A 20876-nucleotide genomic window follows, 5' to 3' on the forward strand; every position below is an offset into this window, starting at 1 on the left:
CCTCGGGACACAGTTCTTATGACGAACTAAAAAGAGATAGAAAATCTATACAAAGCTTTTGATATTGGCGACGCGCCAGAAGTGCTCAGTGATTTGTTTGAATCCATAGTTTGGAATCAAGCAGAGAATTTTCCTTTTGCTGATGATGATCCTTATCCTTATGTAAGGCCACAAGCAATAGTAGGAGGTGTATTCGCTCAGAGTGTTGGTGAGTGGGAGGGTTATGCTGTGAATATGAGTACTTTATAGGATGCAGGTGAAACTATTATTGCAACCAGCAGGTCTGCTGGGAAAACACGCAAATAGCTAAGGCAAGAATCCGCAAGCTGTAAATATATGAACAGTACAACAGGATTAAATCACAAAATAAGAACAGTTTATCGGTACTCTTAATGTCAGCCAAGCAATGATGTAGCTTAGGAGTCTTTGTTAGACTAGGTAGGGCTTTGTATGGCTACCACATAAGGGCTAGAACTAAATATTCCCTTCAGTTGAGATTCGCACCGTTTCTCCGCAATGTTTGCAATGTACGGCATCACTATCATGGCGATTTAGGCCACATGTTGGACATGCATATTTAACCTTGGCGGGGCGAAAAATGGTTTGAATTAGGCGCAAAAATAACGAAATGCCAAATATCATAATAAGAACTGCTAATATCCGTCCATCTGTGCCTAATAACGTAATATCCCCAAAACCAGTGGTAGTTAGAGTCGCAATAGTAAAATATAAGGCATCGATGTAGTTGGCGATTCCAGCGTTTTTGCTTTCTTGACTCACTAAAACCACAGCCGTAATAACAAAGATAAAAACCAATAGATTAACGATACTAAAAATGATTTCTTCGTTTGCTCTCACTAGGCTCGATTGGCGTCGTAAGGCTTTGATCACATGATAAGAGCGCAATAAACGTAAGGCTCGGGCGATACGCAGAAAGCTGAAGTTCGCAGCCAAAGTTGGTGCTAATAACGACATAATAACGATCAAGTCAGCCAAACCAACAGGATGAATAACGTCGCGAACACGATTTTTACTTATGTACAGTCGTACAAAAAACTCCAATAAATAGACTAAACCAATGCTAATCTCTAGCCAGCGCAATTCATGCATAGAGTGAAAAAACGACGAAATAATAAAATACAGTATGGTTAAAACGTCAAATCCTAATAAGCCCCAACGAAATCTTACCGAAGTAATAGTGTTACCGTTGTATAAATCATTGATTTTTTGCAGCATGTGGTGGGCTAACTTAAGTCTGAAGTGTGATTAGAGTAAACAGAATTCTTACTCTAATCAATGAGCAACAAGTTCTACTTTGACATACAAGCATGTTGCTCACTTACTTGTACTCGATAATTTCTCAAGGGTGGGTTTTAGTCACTAGTGCGACACCACTTCATTTTTGCACTAAGACGACTCGACGATTTTGTGCCATTCCTTGTGCATCTGTATTGGCAGCAATAGGCGCTAAAGGGCCTACACCATAGGCTGATAGTCGAGCCCTTTCTATATTGTACTCGTCAATAAGTGCTGACATTACCGCAGTGGCTCTGCCTTTTGATAAATCCATGTTATAGCTAAGGTTGCCCTCGGAATCAGTGTGACCGACAACTAAAAATTCTGACTCCGATTTTTGTTTTAACAGCTGTGCAGTTAATTCTAGTGCTTGTTTTGATGAGGCTTTAAGCACGGTTTTGTCTGTATCAAAATAGAGTCCTTGAATGACTACAAATCCTTTTTTTTCTATATCAGAGTGCATAGATTCAAGATTAAAGCTCACTTTATCTGTTTCCATTTCACGCAACTCAATGACATGTATATCAGTGTATTTATCATTTACGCCTAACACTAAATAGGCGTTGTAATCTTCGTTTTGTAGCTGACTTACCATGTAACGACCAGATTTGTTGACAATGCTGTTGATATTAAATTTTTTGCGTAAATTAGCGCCGACGTACTGGTCCATACATTGTAAGTTATTACCCTGATTACATTCAAAAATAGTTGTCGCACCTTCTTTATTTAGGGCTTGCTGATAATTTTTAAATATTTCAAACTCACTTCTATTGGTCGGATTAATATATAAAATTTGGGTGATTTTGCCCTCGAGAGTTTCGCTTATATAGTCTTTTTGTGCTTTGTCATAACCTTTAAAAAGTTCATATTCATCATACTCTTTGCTTTTTTTGCGGTAGATTTTTGAACCTTCATAAGCCGCGATGAGTGGATGATCAGTTTTGACTTCTTTGGCGGCTAAGACTTCAGAAGTATTTACGTAAAGTAGGGGGGTTAACAAAACAAAAAAAGTGTGAAGTTTATTCATGGCAGTTCGAGAATTGGCGAGTTTAAAGTTTAGCTTAGATGCCAGTAACAAAAATTCAAGGTTTGTGTGGATAGTAGTTAGCAGCTAGTAGATAGTAGATAGCAGCTAGTAGATAGCAGTTAGTAGATAGTAGATAGCAGATCACATCTCGAATGATTAAGTGATGAGATGTTGCTGACATCAGATAAGTCTAAAAATCATTGGTGTACAGATAACCCATACCAGCAAACTGACTTGGCAACTTTTATAAGGATCAATATTGTTTTTAAAGCGCATTCCAAAACACATTCGTAAAGCATTAAAATTGGCGATTACCATTACCAATAATCCACAGATCAGAGGTGATACAACTAAACTAAACCACAACTGATATTCGGGGGCTTTTAAGAATATAAAACTACTGTTAGATGCCATATATGCAACAATTATAATGACGCTTTGATGCAAAATATAAAGTGGAAACACAAAGGGGTTTAATAACGTCACTATTTTATTTGGTCTATTTAGATAGCGATAGGAAAGCGCGAGTATTGCAAATAATGGCAGAATTTTGTTCGACACATAAATACATTTTATGAGTAAGTTCAAAATCTCATTAGTTTGATTTAAACCAGGCTTCCAGATTTCAATAAAGCCTATTTGTAGAGCAGTCATAGCCATTAGACATAGCATGCTGAGTAGCCAGGCATGTTTAGTTAAAGTTCGCCAAAAGGCAGTATGCAACCCCAAAAAGAACCCTAAAAATAATAAAGTAAATCCATAAACCTCCCGTACTAACTCACCTTCCATTAGCCATTCAATGAGAGAAATTGGAACAAAAAATAGCAGCAATACACAGCTCAGCCTTGAGGCTAACCAGTGCGCTATTTTTTGTGCGACCTTTGAATTTAAAATGGGCGAAACTAAGATGAGAATGATACTAAAGCGCCATAATGAACGTAAAAACCATAAATGGTTAACATCAAATCTAGGCCATATTCCCGATGAATAATTTACAAAATATTGTTGTGGTTGAATAAAAAAAGCCTGCACAAACCCAATAAAACTTAATGGCATGTCGTTGGCTTGTTTCATTTGTGCAAATAATTGCAGCGGAACAATAAATAACACCCCAATCAAAAGTGGCAGCAATATCTGATTAGTACGTTTAATCACTAATTTAATCATAGTGTAGCTGCCACACATATAAGCTAAGGCAACGCCAGAGACTATCCACAACAGACCCATTCGCCAAGGAGATGTCAACAACATGAATGATTTTATGGCATCATTGGTTAACGGATTTTTATAGTGATATCCCCAGTCAGGTACATAAATCATTCCGACGTGATACAGCAATAATACGCCTATCGCGATCACCCTTAGCCAATCTAAACAATGCAGTCGGCTTGTGTTCAAAGTCGTAGTGTTAATCATGGTTTTGTTGAGTTTGTAAGTTTAAAATGAAAAATATATGAATCGAAGACTGTCACAAATGAACAACTTTTGTATTGCTAACTTACTGAAATGAAACAAAAAGTGATAAGCGGTGGAAATAAGGGACAAAAGGTAATTAATTAAAATGCAGTTTACAAAAGAATACTTTCAAACACACAAATTCGCTTTTGAAATGTTAGCGTTATTTTGCTATCTCGGCATAAATGCGACAATTAATGCCACTACCGAGTTAATGGAAGACGCAAGGGAAGTGAGTGCCTCTTTTCAATCCTGGGAGCCCTTTGTCTGGGAATTTTCTAGCGCCTTAGCAACGCTTATTATCTTTCCTGCCATTGCTTGGTTTATGCGCAAATATCCTTGGGACTGGCAAACAAAAAAACGTAGTGCTGGGCGTTTTATTGTTGCTGCTATTAGTTATGCTGTTATACATATATGTTTAATGGTCGCAATGCGTGAATTAGTTTATTTATTCACTGAAAGTGACTATCAGTTTTCTAGCGGTTTGGGGCAGTTTCTTTTTGAATTTTTATATGAATTGCGTAAGGATCTATGGAGTTTTGCTTTCTTTGTGGCATTAATTGCCATATATCGATACATGATTTCGCAGTGGTTGGGTGATGCTCAATCTATCTCAAATCACTCAGTCAGTGAAAATGACAGCCAAAAATCAAAATCATTAGCGAATATTCTATTGGTTAAAAAATTAGGAAAAGAGTTTTTGATTAAAACCTCTAATATCGAGTGGGTTGAAGCCTGTGGTAATTATGTCAATCTGCATATTGGTGACCAAATTTACCCTATGCGTATTACCCTGTCTGAGTTTATGGTGAAAAGCCGTCGTTATGGTTTAGTCCGTGTGCATAAATCATTTGCTGTGAATATTAATTGGGTGCATTTTATTGAACCTCTAGTCAGTGGTGACGGAGAAATAGTGATGCAATCGGGAGAAAAAATTCGTCTTTCAAGGCGTTACAAAGTGGATTTTGAAACTTTGGTCACCCATCACTAACAGTCAAATTACTGCCAAGCCTTGAATAAAGCGCTGATTAGTTTAAAACTCTAATTATGTCCAAAGTGCTCAACTAGTCTTGTTACAGAGACGCTTAAAGACCAGTTTGCCGTTTGGTTAAAATTCCAGTCAAGTCTAAGAGCGCTAGAATTGATTTGATTTAGTTATATTAAACGAAGGTTAAGTTGGTAAAATTTAGGCTAATTTATTATCATGCTCATAATTAGAAAATCACAAACCTCATCATCAATGCATCTTAATTTAAATTTACTGATTAATCGGGTTATTGTTCTAGTGGCTGTGCTGTTAACTGGAACCAGCATGGCAAGCGATACAAAGCTGCAAGTGGTGACTGAATTGTCTCCCCCCTATCAAACCCTAATGCAAAATGAAGTGTCAGGTACCGCGACCGAAATAGTGAAATCACTGTTATCTGAGTCAGGACTTACCCCAACAATCAATATGTATCCTTGGGCTCGGGCCTATGAAAAAGCCATATCTGAACCTAATACACTGATTTATTCCATTGCGAAATCTGATAAACGCAATAAGTTGTTCCATTGGTTATTACCAGTTGCGCACTATAAACTTGGATTAGTCGCATTAAGTGCAAGACAGGATCTTCATCATACCCCCCTTAAAGAATTGGAAAACTTTTCCTTAGCTGTGCAACGAAATGATATTTCTCATCAGTGGGCAATTGAAAATGGCTTAGAGGAAGGCAAACAACTTATTATATGTTCGGATATTGGTTGTTCTTGGAAGTTATTGGTCAATAAAAAAGTGGACTTTATTGTAGAATCACCCGAACTAATTGCGGGGATGTTAGCGCAATATAAATTACCTACTAATGCGGCTAAGTATGTCACCGCCATCCCTGAGTTAGCAATTACTGGCTACCTTGCAGCCAACATCAACATTGAAAACAGCATCCTAGAAAAATTACAGTCGGCAATTAAAAGCCATTCCCATTAATGGATAATTAGCATAAAAAAGGGCGCTCAATGCGCCCTATACAAGTCATAAGTAATAATGTTACTTACTAATCTTTTTATATTTTAACCTATGGGGTTCGACTACATCTGTGCCATAAGTGGCTTTTAACCACGCGGCATATTCGGTGTAGTTACCTTCGTAGAAATTAATTTTGCCTTCATCGCGGTAGTCCATGATGTGTGTCGCTACTCTGTCTAAAAACCATCTGTCATGGGAAATAATCATGGCGCAACCTGGGAATTCCAATATGGCATTTTCTAAGGCTCGTAAGGTTTCCACATCCAAGTCATTAGTCGGTTCATCCAGCAATAATACGTTGCCACCGGCTTTTAGTAATTTAGCCAAATGCACACGGTTGCGCTCGCCACCAGAGAGGTTTTTCATAAACTTCTGTTGATCTGCACCTTTAAAATTAAAACGTCCACAATAGGCGCGACTATTCAGTTCAAAGTTGCCAATGCGGATAATATCCGAATCATCTGATATTTCTTTGTAAACCGTATTGTCATCGTTCATATGATCGCGAAACTGATCGACGCTGGCTAAATGCACCGATTCGCCCAAATCAATTTTACCCGCATCGGCTTGTTCATCACCGCTAAGCATCTTAAATAAGGTAGATTTACCCGCACCGTTAGGACCAATTATGCCTACAATTGCGCCTTTGGGAATTTTGAAACTGAGATCATCAATTAATACTCTATCGCCGTAAGATTTTTTAAGGCCGCTCACTTCAATTACTTTTTCGCCTAAACGCTCACCAGGTGGGATAAATAACTCATTGGTTTCATTACGTTTTTGATAATCACCAGTGTTGAGCTCTTCAAACCTAGCCATACGAGCTTTGCTTTTAGAATGACGACCCTTAGCGTTTGAGCGCACCCACTCAAGTTCGGTTTTTATGGATTTTTGCCTAGCGCTTTCGGTTTTTTCTTCTTGTTCAAGGCGTGCATCTTTTTGCTCCAACCAAGATGAATAGTTACCTTCCCAAGGTATCCCTTGGCCACGGTCAAGCTCTAATATCCAGCCTGCTACGTTATCGAGGAAATATCTATCATGGGTAATAGCGACCACAGTGCCTTCATAGTCATGTAAAAAACGTTCTAACCAAGCCACTGATTCTGCATCTAAGTGGTTGGTAGGTTCGTCGAGCAATAACATTTCAGGTTTTTCTAGCAACAATTTACACAATGCCACTCGGCGACGTTCACCCCCAGAAAGTTTGCTTACATCTGCATCCCATGGTGGTAGGCGTAATGCATCGGCCGCTCGCTCTAAGGCATTATCAAGGTTATGACCATCTTTACTTTGAATGATGGCTTCTAACTCGCCTTGTTCTTTTGCTAAAGCGTCAAAGTCAGCGTTTTCTTCTGCGTAAGCTGCATAGACTTCTTCAATTCGTTTAAGGGCATGTACTACATCGGCCACTGCTTCTTCAATGTTGCCTCTAACGTCTTTAGTTTCGTCAAGCTGAGGCTCTTGAGGAAGATAGCCAATTTTTAATCCGGTTTGTGGGATAGCCTCACCTTCGATTTCAGTATCTATACCCGCCATGATTTTGAGTAAGGTCGATTTACCAGAACCGTTCAAACCTAACACACCGATTTTTGCACCGGGGAAAAAGCTGAGAGAAATATTTTTTAAGATATGTTTGCCGGGTGGAACCACTTTACCGACACGAAGCATGCTGTAAACGTATTGAGCCATAACAGTCTTATGTAAGTTAATTTGGTAGTAGTGTAATTCAGTGCAAGGGTAGGGTAAAAGGTATTGTTTTATAACTTTGGTTTTTTATCAATAATTGATGTCAATTGTTAGGGACTATCGTAGTATTTTGTCTTCTAATTCGTTAACAAGGTAAAACATGCAAAGCTTTAATTGGGGTGTAATCGGTCCAGGAAATATTGCAAATACATTTGCAAAAGCAATCGCGCCATCTAAAAAGGGTAAAATTTTGGCTGTCGCCAGTCGTTCAAAAGAACGAGCGTCGGAATTCGCTGAAACCTATCATATTGAAAAAACCTACTCAGATTATGGGCAAATGTTGGCTGATCCCGAAATCGACATTATTTATATTGCTACCCCCCATAACTTTCACTACCAACAAGCTAAAATGTGTTTGCAAGCCGGTAAACACGTGTTGGTTGAAAAGCCATGCACAGTGAATGCCGAACAAATGAAGGTTTTAGTGGAGTTAGCGCAAAGCAAAAACTTATTGTTGCAAGAGGCTTTGTGGAGTCGTTTTATGCCGTGTTTGTCGCAACTTAGGCAATTGTTAAACGAAGGGATAATAGGTGATATTCAATATATCCAGTCAGAAATTGGCTTTGCTTTTCAAAAAAGGCAAAAAAGCCGCTTGCTAAAGGCGGAGCTAGCGGGTGGTTCACTATTAGATTTAGGTATTTATAGTATTACTGTCAGCCAGTTTCTGCTAGATGAGCACCCAGATATCGTGACCGCTATGGGTCAATTAACTGATCAGCAAGTTGATGGGCATGTATTCGCAAATATGCACTATCCATCGGGACGTTTTGCACAGTTTACCTGTTCTATGTTGGCACAAACTAGTAATACCATGAGGATAGTGGGTACTGATGGTTACGTAAATTTACCAGCCTGTTTTTGGGATACTGACAAAGCCGAAGTGTTTCGCGATAACAGCTTAATTCAAACTATTGATATACCTCACCCAGTAAATGGTTTTGAATATCAAATTGAAGCAAGCATGGACTGTATTCAACAAAACCGTTTGTATAGTGAAGTCATGTCACATCGCGACAGTGTCACTGTACTTGAGGTAATGGATGACATCCGCCAACAAATTGGTGTGCAATTTCCACAAGAGATTGAAGCGCTTTAATACTTTAGATTGGGGTGTGCAAAAACCGTTACAACTTTTGGTTGTTTCTCATGCCGGATTGCCACTATACAAATTGTTCAAAATAACTAAACTATGCGCTGCTTATTTAGGGGGTATACCCCATTTTTAATTACTGCTGATGTTGAGGAAAAGTGATGCTAACACGTGATATGAATATTGCTGATTTTGATCCGGAATTGTATGAAGCAATTCAAAATGAAAACCAACGTCAGGAGCATCACATTGAGTTGATTGCCTCTGAAAACTATTGCAGTCCACGTGTCTTAGAAGCTCAAGGCTCACAACTTACCAATAAGTATGCAGAAGGCTACCCTCACAAACGTTATTATGGCGGCTGCGAATATGTAGATATTGCAGAAGATTTAGCCATTGAACGAGCCAAACAGTTGTTTGGTTGCGATTATGCTAACGTGCAGCCTCATGCCGGTTCTCAGGCTAACTCTGCAGTATTTATGGCATTGATTGATGCTGGTGATACGGTTTTAGGTATGAGCTTGGCTCATGGCGGCCACTTAACCCATGGTTCACACGTTAATTTCTCAGGTAAAACCTATAACGCTGTTCAGTATGGCTTAAATGCTGAAACTGGCGAAATTGATATGGCGCAAGTAGAAGCTTTAGCGCTAGAACATAAGCCTAAAATGATAATCGCTGGATTTTCTGCTTATTCTGGCATTGTTGATTGGCAAAAATTCCGTGAAATTGCGGATAAAGTGGATGCCTATTTAATGGTAGATATGGCTCATGTGGCAGGTTTGATTGCGGCTGGTGTTTATCCTAGTCCTATTCCTCATGCTCATGTTGTGACTACTACTACACATAAAACGCTGGCGGGCCCGCGTGGTGGTTTGATTTTGTCTGCTTGTGGTGATGAAACTATTTATAAAAAGCTTAATAGTTCTGTTTTCCCTGGTAACCAAGGTGGTCCTCTATGCCATGTGATTGCAGCTAAAGCGGTGGCATTTAAAGAAGCCCTAGAGCCTGAGTTTAAAGTCTACCAACAACAAGTTGTGCAAAATGCTAAAGCTATGGTGGCGGTAATTCAGGAACGCGGCCATAAAGTTGTATCCGGTGGCACTGAAAATCATTTGTTCCTTTTAGACCTAATTGGAAAAGAGTACACAGGTAAAGATGCTGATGCAGCCTTAGGTAATGCTAATATTACGGTAAATAAAAACTCAGTTCCTAACGATCCACGCTCTCCTTTTGTCACTAGTGGTCTGCGTCTTGGCTCACCTGCCATCACTCGCCGTGGCTTTAAAGAAGAGCAAGCCAAACAAGTAGCAAATTGGATTTGTGACGTATTGGACAATATTAACGATGAGTCTGTGATTGAACGTGTGAAAGGTGAAGTCATTGCATTATGTAAACAATTCCCCGTTTACGCTTAAGATATAGTTATATATTGATAGAAAAAAGCCGACGAAAGTCGGCTTTTTTATTGCTTATAGTATGACTGACAGCTGAATTTTGTTAATTTAGTCTTATTCATTCCCGCATATTAGAAATCATCTATGTTTTGTCCGTTTTGTTCTGTACAAGAAACTAAAGTAATCGATTCGCGTTTGGTAGCTGATGGTAGCCAAGTGAGACGCAGAAGAGAATGCACTGTCTGTAAGGAACGCTTCACTACTTTTGAGATGGCAGAACTGGTGATGCCTAGAATCGTTAAGCGAGATGGCTCGCGGGAACCTTTTAACGAAGACAAGTTGCGGGCCGGTTTACAGCGCGCACTTGAAAAGCGCCCAGTCAGTACTGAGCAAGTAGAACAATGTGTTAGTCGTTTAAAGTCTTCTTTAAGGGCCACTGGTGAGCGTGAAGTTAGCAGTGAATTTCTGGGGAACTTGATTATGGATGCGTTGAAAGAACTCGATAAAGTGGCTTATGTGCGTTTTGCATCTGTGTATCGTTCCTTTGAAGATATTCGTGAGTTTGGTGAAGAGATTGCGCGCTTGGGCGACTGAAATCTGTTCAAGGTATTCTCTTAATTAACGTCCTTTTTTGTTGGTAATTCGTGACTCAATTTTCAAATACAGATCATCAAATGATGGCCCGTGCTATTCAATTAGCTAAACGAGGTCAATATACCACAGCACCTAATCCTAACGTGGGTTGTGTTATCAGTGATAGCCAAGGTGTTATTCTGGGTGAAGGCTGGCACAAAATGGCTGGCACTCCCCACGCAGAAGTCCATGCCTTAAAACAGGCGGGTAATCTCGCTAAAGGAGCGACTGCCTATGTCACTTTAGAGCCTTGTAGTCATTTTGGCAGAACGCCCCCTTGTGCTGATTCACTAATTGCAGCAGGGATCACTAGGGTAGTGGCCGCTATGGTTGATCCCAATCCATTGGTGTCCGGTAATGGTTTACGAAAATTACAGCAAGCAGGAATTAAAACCGAGCATGGCTTGTTGCAAGCAGGCGCTGAGCAACTTAATCGCGGTTTTATTAAGCGTATGCGTACAGGTAAACCTTGGGTAACCGTTAAACTGGCGGCGAGTTTAGATGGTAAAACGGCTTTAAAAAATGGTTTAAGTCAATGGATAACCGGTCCTCTGGCAAGGCAAGATGTGCAGCGCCACCGCGCCCGGAGCTGCGCGATTCTATCTGGTTCTGGCACTGTAATAGCCGATAACCCTATGTTAAATGTGCGCTATTGTGAACTTAATCTAGGCGATGATGTGTTAGCGCAAAAAGACTTACGTCAACCTTTGCGGGTTTTGTTAGATGGACGTAACCAATTGCCGCCAACTTTACAATGTTTGCAACTAAGTGAAAATAATCTCGCAGGTGATGTGTTGCTTGTGAATGGTCGACCCAGCGAACATCAATTTGCACAACATGTGAATCAGTGGCAGGCCCCTTTTAACGGCAATAAATTAGACTTAAATAAAGTGCTGACTAAACTCGGTGAAATGCAATTAAATCACGTCTGGGTGGAAGCCGGAGCAAAACTTGCTGGTGCCTTGTTACAAAATAAATTGCTAGATGAATTGATTTTATACCAAGCGCCCAAATTAATAGGAGGCGCTGGGCAAAACCTGTTTGATACAATGCCCATTGAGGTGATGGAAGAGGTAATTGATCTCAGTTGGAATGATGTAAGGCAAGTGGGTGATGATCTCAAAATGACAGCTGTGTTTAAGAACTAACACATAAACTAAGCTCAATTAAATTTATCGAGAGAATATGTTTACCGGAATTATAGAAGATGTGGGTCTTATTGAAGCTTTAGTGCCTTCTGGTGAAGACATTAGGTTGTCGATTAAAACTGACAAGCTGGATATGAGTGATGTGTCTTTAGGCGACAGTATTGCCAATAACGGTGTGTGTTTAACGGTCGTGGCTATGTCGAAGAACGGTTTTAGTGCGGACGTGTCTCACGAAACGATAAAACGCACGGGTTTTGCTAATTATCAGGCTGGTAGCAAAGTGAACCTCGAAAAGGCCTTGCAAGCCAATAGCCGTTTGGGTGGGCATATTGTCAGTGGCCATGTAGACGGTGTAGGCGAAGTGTTATCTATCGCACCTGTTGGGCGTTATGTGGAAATTTGGGTTAAAGCCCCAGATGATTTGGCCAAATATTTAGCTGAAAAGGGCTCGATTACAGTTGATGGTGTGAGCCTTACCGTGAATCAAGTGGATGGCGGCAAATTTTTACTGACGCTTATTCCCCATAGTTTGCAAGAAACCATTATTGGTAGTTATAAAGTGGCAACTAAAGTCAATTTAGAAGTGGATGTTATTGCTCGGTATATAGAGCGATTAATGTTGGGAGACAAAGCAGCGTATTCATCTACTGACACCGATAAAAAAGATATCAGCATGGCGTTTTTAGCAGAAAACGGCTATTTGAAGTAAAGTAAGCACACTTGAATGAGCGTTGCCTCATAGGTGACCACGCTATCAACTCAATTAAAAAGAAGACAACAGAATATGCCATTAAATAGTAGTGAAGAGATAATCGAAGATATCCGCCAAGGTAAAATGGTTATCTTAATGGATGATGAAGACAGGGAAAATGAAGGCGACATTATTATGGCCGCCGAACATGTTACCCCTGAATCCATTAACTTTATGGTGACTCATGCTCGTGGTTTAGTTTGTTTGCCTATGACGGCCGAGCGCTGCAAAGCGCTTAATCTACCTTTGATGGTAGATGATAATAGCGCGCAATTTTCAACCAATTTTACTGTGTCCATTGAAGCGGCTGAAGGGGTTACCACAGGTATATCCGCTGGTGACAGAGCCAAAACGGTATTGGCGGCAGTATCAAAAGGTGCTCAGGCTAAAGACATAGTACAACCAGGGCATATTTTTCCGTTAATAGGTAAAGAAGGCGGTGTATTGAACCGTGCTGGACATACTGAAGCGGGCATTGATTTGGCACGATTGGCAGGCTGCGAACCCGCATCGGTCATAGTTGAAATACTTAACGAAGACGGCAGTATGGCTAGACGCCCAGAGCTCGAAGTCTTCGCCGCAAAACATGATATGAAAATTGGTACCATTGCTGATTTAATCGAATATCGAAACTTAAACGAAACCACTATTCAACAAGTGGCTAAGTGTAAACTACCTACTGAGTACGGCGAGTTTGATCTAGTGACCTTCAAAGATGTCATTGATAACCAAGTCCATTTTGCTATGTGCAAAGGTGACATTGATGCTGAAAGTCCTACTTTAGTTAGAGTGCATTTATTAAATAGTTTTAGTGACTTATTGGGTTCGCAACGAGCCATCTCCCGCAGCATGGGGTTGCCTGATGCAATAAAATATATTGCTGAACATGGTGGCGTGTTAGTGCTTTTGGGCAAAGATGAAGATTTATTAACCCAAGTGAAACTATTTGAAGCTGAGGATAAGGGGGATACCCCAGTACACGCCGATTGGAAAGGCTCTTCACGTACAGTTGGAGTAGGTAGCCAAATTTTAGCCAGCTTAGGCATTAAAAAAATGCGTTTGTTGAGCAAACCTAAAAAATACCACGCGTTATCAGGTTATGGTTTAGAGGTGGTTGAGTACGTTGAAATTTAACTTTTTAGTAAATGAAATGGTTAAAAATATCACAATATTTCCCTTTTCGGATGTGCTAAACTGCGCGCCGATTTTTCCAGTAAGGTTTTTAGATGAATATTATTGAAGGTAACATTCGCGCAACAGGCAAAAAGTTTGCCCTTGTGGTTTCTCGTTTCAACAGTTTTGTTGTTGAAAGTTTAGTGGACGGAGCGCTTGATGCTCTTGAAAGGCATGGTGAAGTCAACGAACAAGATATTACTTTGGTTCGTGTGCCTGGTGCTTATGAGCTACCCATTGCGGCTAAAAAACTTGCTGAACAAAATAAATACGATGCCATCATTGCGTTGGGCGCTGTCATCCGTGGTGGTACACCACATTTTGAGTTTGTTGCTGGTGAATGTAACAAAGGCCTTGCACAGGTTTCTTTAGAATACGGCATTCCGGTCTCTTTTGGAGTGATCACTACAGACAGCATAGAACAAGCAATTGAGCGTTCAGGCACTAAAGCTGGAAACAAAGGCGCAGAAGCCGCAGTCAGTGCGTTAGAAATGGTCAACGTGTTAGCAAATATTGAAGGGGCTAAATAGGTGAAACCTAAAGCCCGTCACTTAGCCAGAGAACTTGCAGTACAAGCGGTTTATTCTTGGCAGATGAGTAAAAATCCAGTAGAGCAAATTGAGCTGAGTATAGTCACCAGTAACAATATGCAAAAAATTGATACTGAGTACTTTTTAGAATTGTTGCGCGCTGTGGTAAAAGACTGTGCTGACTTAGATAAAAAGATCAAACCTTATCTTGGTCGCCTGCCTGAAGAACTCGATCCAGTTGAACAAGCCATTCTTAGAATAGCGACTTACGAACTTGTTGGCAGAATTGATGTCCCTTATAAAGTTGTTATCAATGAAGCCATTGAATTAGCTAAATCTTTTGGTGCTGAAGAAAGCCATAAGTTCGTTAATGGTGTGCTAGATAAAGCGATTAAAACTCTACGTAAAGATGAGTTGTCTTAACCTTAGTCATTAGGTCTGGGCAACTTTTCTCTCATCAGATGTAACAAAAATTAGTCAAAATGAAAGAATTTAATGTTATTGAATATTTTTTCAAAGCAAAAAGTATTCAACGTAAAGATGTGATTATTGGTATCGGAGATGATGGTGCCGTTACTCATATCCCCAAAGGCCAAGCATTAGTGACTACTACCGACACTTTGCTAAGTGGCGTACATTTTTTGCCTGACACGCCACCCCATGCGATAGCCCAAAAAGCGATAGCGGTTAACTTAAGTGATTTAGCCGCCATGGGCGCTGAACCCGCTTGGATAAGCTTATCTTTGAGTTTGCCTTCGGTAGATAAAGAGTGGTTGGAAGCTTTCTCAAATGGTTTGCAACAGCATGCTGAATATTACTCGGTGCAACTCATTGGCGGTGATACTGTACAGGGGCCTTTGGCAATCACAATCACAGCACAAGGTTTTGTGCCCTTTGATCAAGCTTTGACTAGAAGTCAGGCAAAACCCGGTGATTCAGTTTATGTCACTGGTACTCTAGGTGATGCCGGCTTAGGCTTAGCTATTGCGCAAAAAAAATGTCTTCTAGATGATCAATTGAATACTGACTATTTACTTAATCGTTTGAATTATCCAACACCAAGGTTAATGGTTGGCACTTGCCTTAGACGTATTGCCAGTGCGTGTATTGATATATCCGATGGTCTAGTATCTGATATTAAACATATTCTTAAGGCGTCAGAATGTGGTGCAACTATACATGTTGATAAATTGCCTATGTCACAAGCCTTAAAAGACTCGGTGAGTAGTAGTCAGGCGATCGACTATGCCTTAAGTGCAGGCGATGATTACGAATTGTTATTCACTGTAAGTGAAGAACAAAAAGGCCATTTAGAAACAGCCTTAGCCAGTGCCAATGTTCACGCTACCTTTATAGGGCAACTGAATGGCGCTGTGGGTAAGTTAGAATTGCGCCAAGCAGACAAACCCTACGACTATAATGTCAAAGGTTACGAACACTTCTAGTTATCGTCATCTGTGACGATTTTAGGTTAAAAGGCAAATTTTGGATAAGCAAATACGTAGCAAACTTAGCTTACTCAACCCTGTGCATTTTTTGGCGCTGGGGTTTGGCAGTGGTTTAGCTGGTAAAATGCCGGGTACTTTTGGGACTTTGGCTGCGTTGCCTTTAGTGGTTCTGTTATCACATTATGCTAGTTTACCTGTTTATTTAATCGTCACTGTCATGGTTAGCGTGGTGGGGATCTGGATTTGCGGTAAAACTGCTGCAGATATGGGCGTCCATGACGACTCATCAATTGTGTGGGATGAAGTAGCTGGTATGCTTATTACCATGATTGCTGTGCCTTTAAGCTGGCAAACTTTGCTTGCCGGTTTTGTGCTATTTCGCTTTTTTGATATTCTCAAACCTTGGCCAATTAGTTATCTAGATAAACATGTGCATGGCGGCTTCGGTATTATGATAGATGACGTATTGGCAGGGGTGTTTGCCTTAGGTGTGTTACATATAGGTTTAGCTGTAATTTAGTTTTTATCACTGCTCGTTAATTTTATCCTTGCTGCTTTTTATGTTTAACCCCCCTCCTTTAAAACACTTCTATAGGTAAAGCGCTGGTATTCACTGGCGATTTTAATACAAAAGAAGAATGCACACCGGTCACACCTTCAATTGGTGTGAGTTTGTTTAATAAAAATCGCTGAAAATCATCCATATCTTTAATGATCACCTTGAGTAAATAGTCTGCCGACTGTCCTGTCACTAAGTGACATTCTAATACTTCTGGGAATGTCGCTATCTGTTTTTCAAAATGATTAAAACGTTCGGGTGTGTGTTTATCCATACTTATTTGAATAAAGGACACTAAGGTTAAACCGAGTTTTCTGGCGTCTAACAAAGCGACATAACCGGCAATCATGCCAGACTCTTCTAATTGACGCACTCTACGTAGACAAGGGGAAGGTGATAGGTTGATCGCTTCGGCTAGTTCTTGATTAGATATACGTCCTTTTTTTTGAATAATGTCTAGGATCAATCGATCATATTTATCAAGTTGCATACATTTTCCTCTTGAAAGCAATTAATGCCACTAAACTTTATTTTACAGCAATATAATTGTTTATATTCTGCTTTCTGATGATTTTTAGCAATCTTATTCGAACGTTAATTCGTTATTCTTTTTACAGACTTATTTATTGATACTCGGACTCCAAAATGATCGCTGATCCACATACTAAATATCAGGCTTTTCAGAGCATTAAATTAAAAAACAGACAGTGGCCAAATAACACTATTAGTAAACCACCTATGTGGATGAGCACCGATTTACGGGATGGTAATCAAGCGCTCATCGATCCTATGTCTATTGCAACTAAATTGAAGTTTTTTAAAGCACTAGTTGCCATAGGTTTTAAACAGATTGAGGTAGGGTTTCCTTCAGCGTCAGAAGTTGATTTTAATTTTGTACGTTTGTTGATTGAAGACAATCATATACCAGAAGATGTGACAATCGAGGTATTAGTACAAGCTCGTTTTGACTTAATTGAAAAAACGGTGGAAAGTTTGAGAGGTGCGAAACAAGCAATTTTACATATGTACAATCCCTTGGCACCAAGGTTTCGAGAAATCGTCTATAAAACCGATAAGGCTGGTGTTAAAAAGATTGCCACCCAAGGCACCCAATGGGTAAAACAATTAACGGCCACCGCACCTGAAGTGGACTGGACTTATCAATATTCACCAGAAGTATTTTCAAGTACTGAAATAAGATTCGCTAAAGAGGTCTGTGATGCGGTGGTGGAAATTTGGCAGCCAAGTGTAGATAATAAAATTATTATCAATCTACCTGCTACGATTGAAATGAACACCCCTAATACCTATGCCGACCAAATTGAATGGATGCACACTCACCTTAAGCAACGCCAACATATAGTCTTAAGTGTACACCCGCACAATGACAGAGGAACCGCTGTGGCGGCTGCAGAGCTAGCGCTTATGGCAGGTGCTGACCGAGTCGAAGGGTGTTTATTTGGTAATGGAGAGCGTACCGGTAATGTGGACCTAGTGACCTTAGCTTTAAACTTGTACACCCAAGGCATACATCCTGAGTTAGATTTTTCGAACATTGACCAAACTCGAAAATTAGTCGAAGAATGTAATCAATTACCTGTGCATCCTCGTCATCCTTATGCAGGTGAATTGGTGTTTACTGCCTTTTCTGGCTCACACCAAGATGCCATTAAAAAAGGCTTAGCCGTTCAACAGCAAGATGGGCTTTGGAACGTGCCTTATTTACCTATTGATCCTATTGATTTAGGTCGAAGTTATGATGCCGTTGTTAGAGTCAATAGCCAATCGGGCAAAGGAGGCGTGAGCTTTTTACTGGATCGCGCAGCAGGGTTACAGTTGCCTCGTAAGTTACAAATTGAATTCAGCCGTATCGTGCAGAACGTAAATGATAAAACAGGTAAAGAGTCCCAGGCTAATGCCATTGTTGAATTGTTTGAACAGGAATACTTTAACCAAATAGCCCCTATTGAGTTTATCAGCAGCCAGATATCTACTTTAGCGGATGACCAACAAAGTATCGAAATCCAAATTAATTATCAGGGCAAAAAGCAAACTGTTAATGGGGTAGGCAATGGGCCCATTGATGCTACTGCGAATGCTTTATGCAAGGTGACCAATCAAACAGTGGAAGTGGTGGATTACCATGAACACTCGATAGGCAGTGGTTCTGACGTTTCTGCGGTGTGTTATATAGAGTTAAAAGTAGCGGGGCAGTCTGCTAGTTTTGGGGTGGCTAAGGATAGTAATATTATGACTGCTGCTGTTAAGGCTTTGGTGGGTGGGGTTAATCGAAAGGTTGGGACTGTGAGCTCATCATAAATTAAAAGTATGCGCTAGCGCTTACTGCCATCCCGCGCGGCGCCCGCTTGGCAGTTTTCACACAGAATCCCTTCTGCGCGACTTACTTTTTGCCAACAGCAGCAAAAAGTAAGCAAAAAATGCCGCTCGAGGGCAATGCTCTTCATCCAATAATCTACTCACTTTTACAGGTCGTAATGATCCGCTACCAGCGGGGCATTACTTAATCGTCTTTCCCGCGCGGCGTCCGCCTGACGATTACCCTACAAAAGCAAGTAGATTATTGGCGAGCTTTGAGTCGAGGGTAAGTCAAAAGCATCAACGTTGCCGACTAATAAGATTGAATGGCTACGCCATTTATTTATGCCATAAGAAATTACGATGAGTGTCCCCGTAAAATTATCAAATCAAGGTTTGCCTTTTCAAAAGGCTAAGTTTATGAAATGCTATAAAAAATTTACCGGAATGTCGAGGTGAAAATGGATGAAGCGTTTGTGTCTAATCCGACTTCTGCCTAGTAAACTGTTAGCGCTCAATGGCGTATTCCCAAACCTTATTATGTTTAAATAAGGGAAAAACTCATTTAAAAGGAAAGTGATGAATAAAATAACCTCAAATTTAATACTTGTTTTGGTGTGCTTTTTTCACTTAAGCGTTTTTGCTTCTGTGAAATTCGGCAAAATTGAAGAAAATACTATAGATAGCCAAATCTTAGGTGAAGGCCGTGAATTGATAGTCTACCTTCCAGCTGGCTATGAAGATTCGAAGCAAAAGTTTCCTGTTTTATATGTTACGGATGGAGATATACAAGGCTCTCATACAGCAGGAACGTTAGATTTTTTAGCAAAATTTGATCTGGCACCCAGCATGATCGTAATTGGTATAGTCAACCCAAGGAATAAACGAAATGAGGAGCTGACCTTAACGGTAAAAAAGGAAGCTCAGCTCGATAAGTTAGCTGGTGCTGACCGTTTTCTTGCTTTTATTGAAGAAGAAGTTATTCCATTAGTCAAAAGCCGTTATCGTACTTTAGATTATCAAGCATTATCGGGTACATCGCATGGAGGCCAATTTGCAGTAAATGCATTAATTAAGCGACCTAATTTGTTCAACGGTGTAATAGCAATAAGTCCTTCGTTGTATTGGAATAATAATCAGTTACTTGACCTGACGGAGGAGGCTCTAAAAAAGGGGACTCTTAATGGACGTTTATTCATTTCTATAACGAATGAAGAACCAACTATGACTGAACCTTTTCAAAAGCTAGTTGAGTTAACCAAAAAGTATCCAAGTACAAACCTCAATATTTCAATAAAAAAATTTAGTGATGAAACCCATGATTCAACAACACTACTTGGGCAATATCACGGTATAAAGCACCTGTTTCTAGGTTGGGCATTACCAAACACTCCTCAAACATTGGCCGATTTGCAGTTAATTTATAGCTCTAGATCTAAGTTACTTGGTGAAACTATGGTTATCCCAGAAGATAGAGCAAATGGTTACGGGCAATGGCTTCAGTATTTGAACCGTAAAGATGAAAGCTTAGAGTTGTTTACATGGAATCGAAAAACTTACCCTCAATCTTTTAATGCTCATATAGCCTTAATAAAGGCCTACTTGCACTTTAATTTAACTGGTGCTGCTAAATCAGCAATTGAAGATGCAATAAAGTCGATAAATGAACTTAGCTCTAAACAAAAAGAAGAACTTGAAGGCTTATTGACTTAGCATGAGAGTTAGTTTGACAGTGCTAACAAGCCAAGTCAGTGGGACTTTTACTCGCTGTAAAATCCCCTGCTTGGGGCGTTAGGCACCTTTGTTGCATTGATGGAGTATCCCGATGACCGAGAATAAGACTAAAGCTACAGATGCAAGCGTGGATGAGTACCTCGACTCCCGTGCAAATGACCATCAACTAGATGATTGCCGTGCCCTGATGTCACTATTAAACAAGATCACCAATCAACAACCAAAAATGTGGGGACCAAGCATAGTAGGTTATGGGTCGTATCGGTATACTTACAAAAGCGGAAGAACTGGAGAGGCACCACTAACAGGGTTCGCCATTCGTGGTCGTGAACTAGTTGTGTACCTAGATTGCGAAGGTAGTAGTAAGCCACTGCTTCCGAAACTGGGCAAACATAGGATGACTAAGTCTTGTCTCTACTTTAAACAATTGTCCGACCTTGATATTTCAATTCTTGAGCAGCTTGTCGTCGATTCAATAGACATTGTAAAGTGCCGGTACGGTTAAATCGGTGCCTAACAAGAGACTATGGCGTCAATAGCTAATTTTTAGCCTTTGGCGCTTCCCACA

At 40.2% G+C, this 20876-nt stretch carries 21 protein-coding genes; 16 read left to right on the forward strand and 5 right to left on the reverse strand.

Features of this window, described 5'->3' with window-relative positions:
- The first annotated feature begins 93 nt into the window (after positions 1-93).
- Positions 94-249: a hypothetical protein gene (locus AAC000_RS20620; RefSeq protein ID WP_339725492.1), complete on the forward strand. Its 156-nt coding sequence runs from the start codon at positions 94-96 to the stop codon at positions 247-249.
- Positions 250-474: 225 nt separating this feature from the next.
- On the opposite strand, the gene AAC000_RS20625 is transcribed toward AAC000_RS20620, so the two are convergent.
- From AAC000_RS20625 to AAC000_RS20635, 3 genes are all read right to left on the reverse strand, one after another.
- Entirely contained in the window at positions 475-1236 is a 762-nt protein-coding gene (locus tag AAC000_RS20625) for an ion channel (protein WP_339725493.1), read from the reverse strand.
- Between the two features lie 160 nt (positions 1237-1396).
- The gene (locus tag AAC000_RS20630) at positions 1397-2323 is read right to left on the reverse strand and encodes an OmpA family protein (protein ID WP_339725495.1); all 927 of its coding nucleotides are present in this window, start codon (positions 2321-2323) and stop codon (positions 1397-1399) included.
- A gap of 180 nt (positions 2324-2503) precedes the next feature.
- A complete protein-coding gene (locus tag AAC000_RS20635; protein WP_339725496.1) occupies positions 2504-3739 on the reverse strand; it encodes an acyltransferase family protein in 1236 nt (411 codons plus the stop codon).
- Between the two features lie 145 nt (positions 3740-3884).
- Between AAC000_RS20635 and AAC000_RS20640 the strand changes: the two genes are divergently transcribed.
- Positions 3885-4769, forward strand: a complete 885-nt coding sequence (locus tag AAC000_RS20640) for a LytTR family DNA-binding domain-containing protein (protein ID WP_339725498.1) — start codon at positions 3885-3887, stop codon at positions 4767-4769.
- Between the two features lie 321 nt (positions 4770-5090).
- The gene (locus tag AAC000_RS20645) at positions 5091-5744 is read left to right on the forward strand and encodes a transporter substrate-binding domain-containing protein (RefSeq protein WP_339725499.1); all 654 of its coding nucleotides are present in this window, start codon (positions 5091-5093) and stop codon (positions 5742-5744) included.
- Between the two features lie 60 nt (positions 5745-5804).
- On the opposite strand, the gene ettA is transcribed toward AAC000_RS20645, so the two are convergent.
- Positions 5805-7472 (reverse strand): energy-dependent translational throttle protein EttA, encoded by a 1668-nt coding sequence (gene ettA, locus AAC000_RS20650; RefSeq protein ID WP_339725500.1) that lies wholly within the window; start codon positions 7470-7472, stop codon positions 5805-5807.
- A 157-nt stretch (positions 7473-7629) separates the two neighbouring features.
- On the opposite strand from ettA, the gene AAC000_RS20655 reads away from it, so the two are divergent.
- The 10 genes from AAC000_RS20655 to AAC000_RS20700 all read left to right on the forward strand — a co-directional run bounded on the left by AAC000_RS20655 (position 7630) and on the right by AAC000_RS20700 (position 16219).
- The gene (locus tag AAC000_RS20655; protein ID WP_339725501.1) at positions 7630-8625 is read left to right on the forward strand and encodes a Gfo/Idh/MocA family oxidoreductase; all 996 of its coding nucleotides are present in this window, start codon (positions 7630-7632) and stop codon (positions 8623-8625) included.
- Between the two features lie 155 nt (positions 8626-8780).
- Complete coding sequence (glyA, locus tag AAC000_RS20660; protein ID WP_339725502.1) at positions 8781-10037, forward strand: serine hydroxymethyltransferase; 1257 nt, start codon at positions 8781-8783, stop codon at positions 10035-10037.
- A gap of 123 nt (positions 10038-10160) precedes the next feature.
- The gene (nrdR, locus tag AAC000_RS20665) at positions 10161-10610 is read left to right on the forward strand and encodes a transcriptional regulator NrdR (protein WP_339725503.1); all 450 of its coding nucleotides are present in this window, start codon (positions 10161-10163) and stop codon (positions 10608-10610) included.
- A 50-nt stretch (positions 10611-10660) separates the two neighbouring features.
- Positions 10661-11797 carry a bifunctional diaminohydroxyphosphoribosylaminopyrimidine deaminase/5-amino-6-(5-phosphoribosylamino)uracil reductase RibD gene (gene ribD / locus AAC000_RS20670; protein ID WP_339725504.1) on the forward strand — a complete coding sequence of 379 codons (1137 nt, stop codon included), beginning with the start codon at positions 10661-10663 and terminating at the stop codon, positions 11795-11797.
- Positions 11798-11834: 37 nt separating this feature from the next.
- Positions 11835-12506 (forward strand): riboflavin synthase, encoded by a 672-nt coding sequence (locus AAC000_RS20675; protein WP_339725506.1) that lies wholly within the window; start codon positions 11835-11837, stop codon positions 12504-12506.
- A gap of 75 nt (positions 12507-12581) precedes the next feature.
- Positions 12582-13682: a bifunctional 3,4-dihydroxy-2-butanone-4-phosphate synthase/GTP cyclohydrolase II gene (gene ribBA / locus AAC000_RS20680; protein ID WP_339725507.1), complete on the forward strand. Its 1101-nt coding sequence runs from the start codon at positions 12582-12584 to the stop codon at positions 13680-13682.
- A gap of 92 nt (positions 13683-13774) precedes the next feature.
- Positions 13775-14251, forward strand: coding sequence for a 6,7-dimethyl-8-ribityllumazine synthase (gene ribE, locus AAC000_RS20685; RefSeq protein WP_339725508.1), 477 nt, complete (start codon positions 13775-13777; stop codon positions 14249-14251).
- Positions 14252-14674, forward strand: a complete 423-nt coding sequence (gene nusB / locus AAC000_RS20690; protein ID WP_339725509.1) for a transcription antitermination factor NusB — start codon at positions 14252-14254, stop codon at positions 14672-14674.
- A 59-nt stretch (positions 14675-14733) separates the two neighbouring features.
- The gene (gene thiL, locus AAC000_RS20695) at positions 14734-15696 is read left to right on the forward strand and encodes a thiamine-phosphate kinase (protein WP_339725510.1); all 963 of its coding nucleotides are present in this window, start codon (positions 14734-14736) and stop codon (positions 15694-15696) included.
- A gap of 40 nt (positions 15697-15736) precedes the next feature.
- Positions 15737-16219 (forward strand): phosphatidylglycerophosphatase A, encoded by a 483-nt coding sequence (locus tag AAC000_RS20700; protein ID WP_339725511.1) that lies wholly within the window; start codon positions 15737-15739, stop codon positions 16217-16219.
- 58 nt (positions 16220-16277) lie between these two features.
- Here AAC000_RS20700 and AAC000_RS20705 read toward each other — a convergent pair whose 3' ends face one another.
- Complete coding sequence (locus AAC000_RS20705; protein ID WP_339725513.1) at positions 16278-16748, reverse strand: Lrp/AsnC family transcriptional regulator; 471 nt, start codon at positions 16746-16748, stop codon at positions 16278-16280.
- A gap of 155 nt (positions 16749-16903) precedes the next feature.
- On the opposite strand from AAC000_RS20705, the gene leuA reads away from it, so the two are divergent.
- The 3 genes from leuA to AAC000_RS20720 all read left to right on the forward strand — a co-directional run bounded on the left by leuA (position 16904) and on the right by AAC000_RS20720 (position 20813).
- Positions 16904-18577: a 2-isopropylmalate synthase gene (leuA, locus tag AAC000_RS20710; protein ID WP_339725515.1), complete on the forward strand. Its 1674-nt coding sequence runs from the start codon at positions 16904-16906 to the stop codon at positions 18575-18577.
- Between the two features lie 576 nt (positions 18578-19153).
- Positions 19154-20287, forward strand: a complete 1134-nt coding sequence (locus AAC000_RS20715; protein WP_339725517.1) for an alpha/beta hydrolase-fold protein — start codon at positions 19154-19156, stop codon at positions 20285-20287.
- A gap of 112 nt (positions 20288-20399) precedes the next feature.
- Positions 20400-20813 carry a DUF1801 domain-containing protein gene (locus AAC000_RS20720; RefSeq protein ID WP_339725519.1) on the forward strand — a complete coding sequence of 138 codons (414 nt, stop codon included), beginning with the start codon at positions 20400-20402 and terminating at the stop codon, positions 20811-20813.
- Positions 20814-20876: the final 63 nt, after the last annotated feature.

The sequence above is a fragment of the uncultured Paraglaciecola sp. genome, from assembly GCF_963977085.1.
GTDB lineage: Bacteria > Pseudomonadota > Gammaproteobacteria > Enterobacterales > Alteromonadaceae > Paraglaciecola.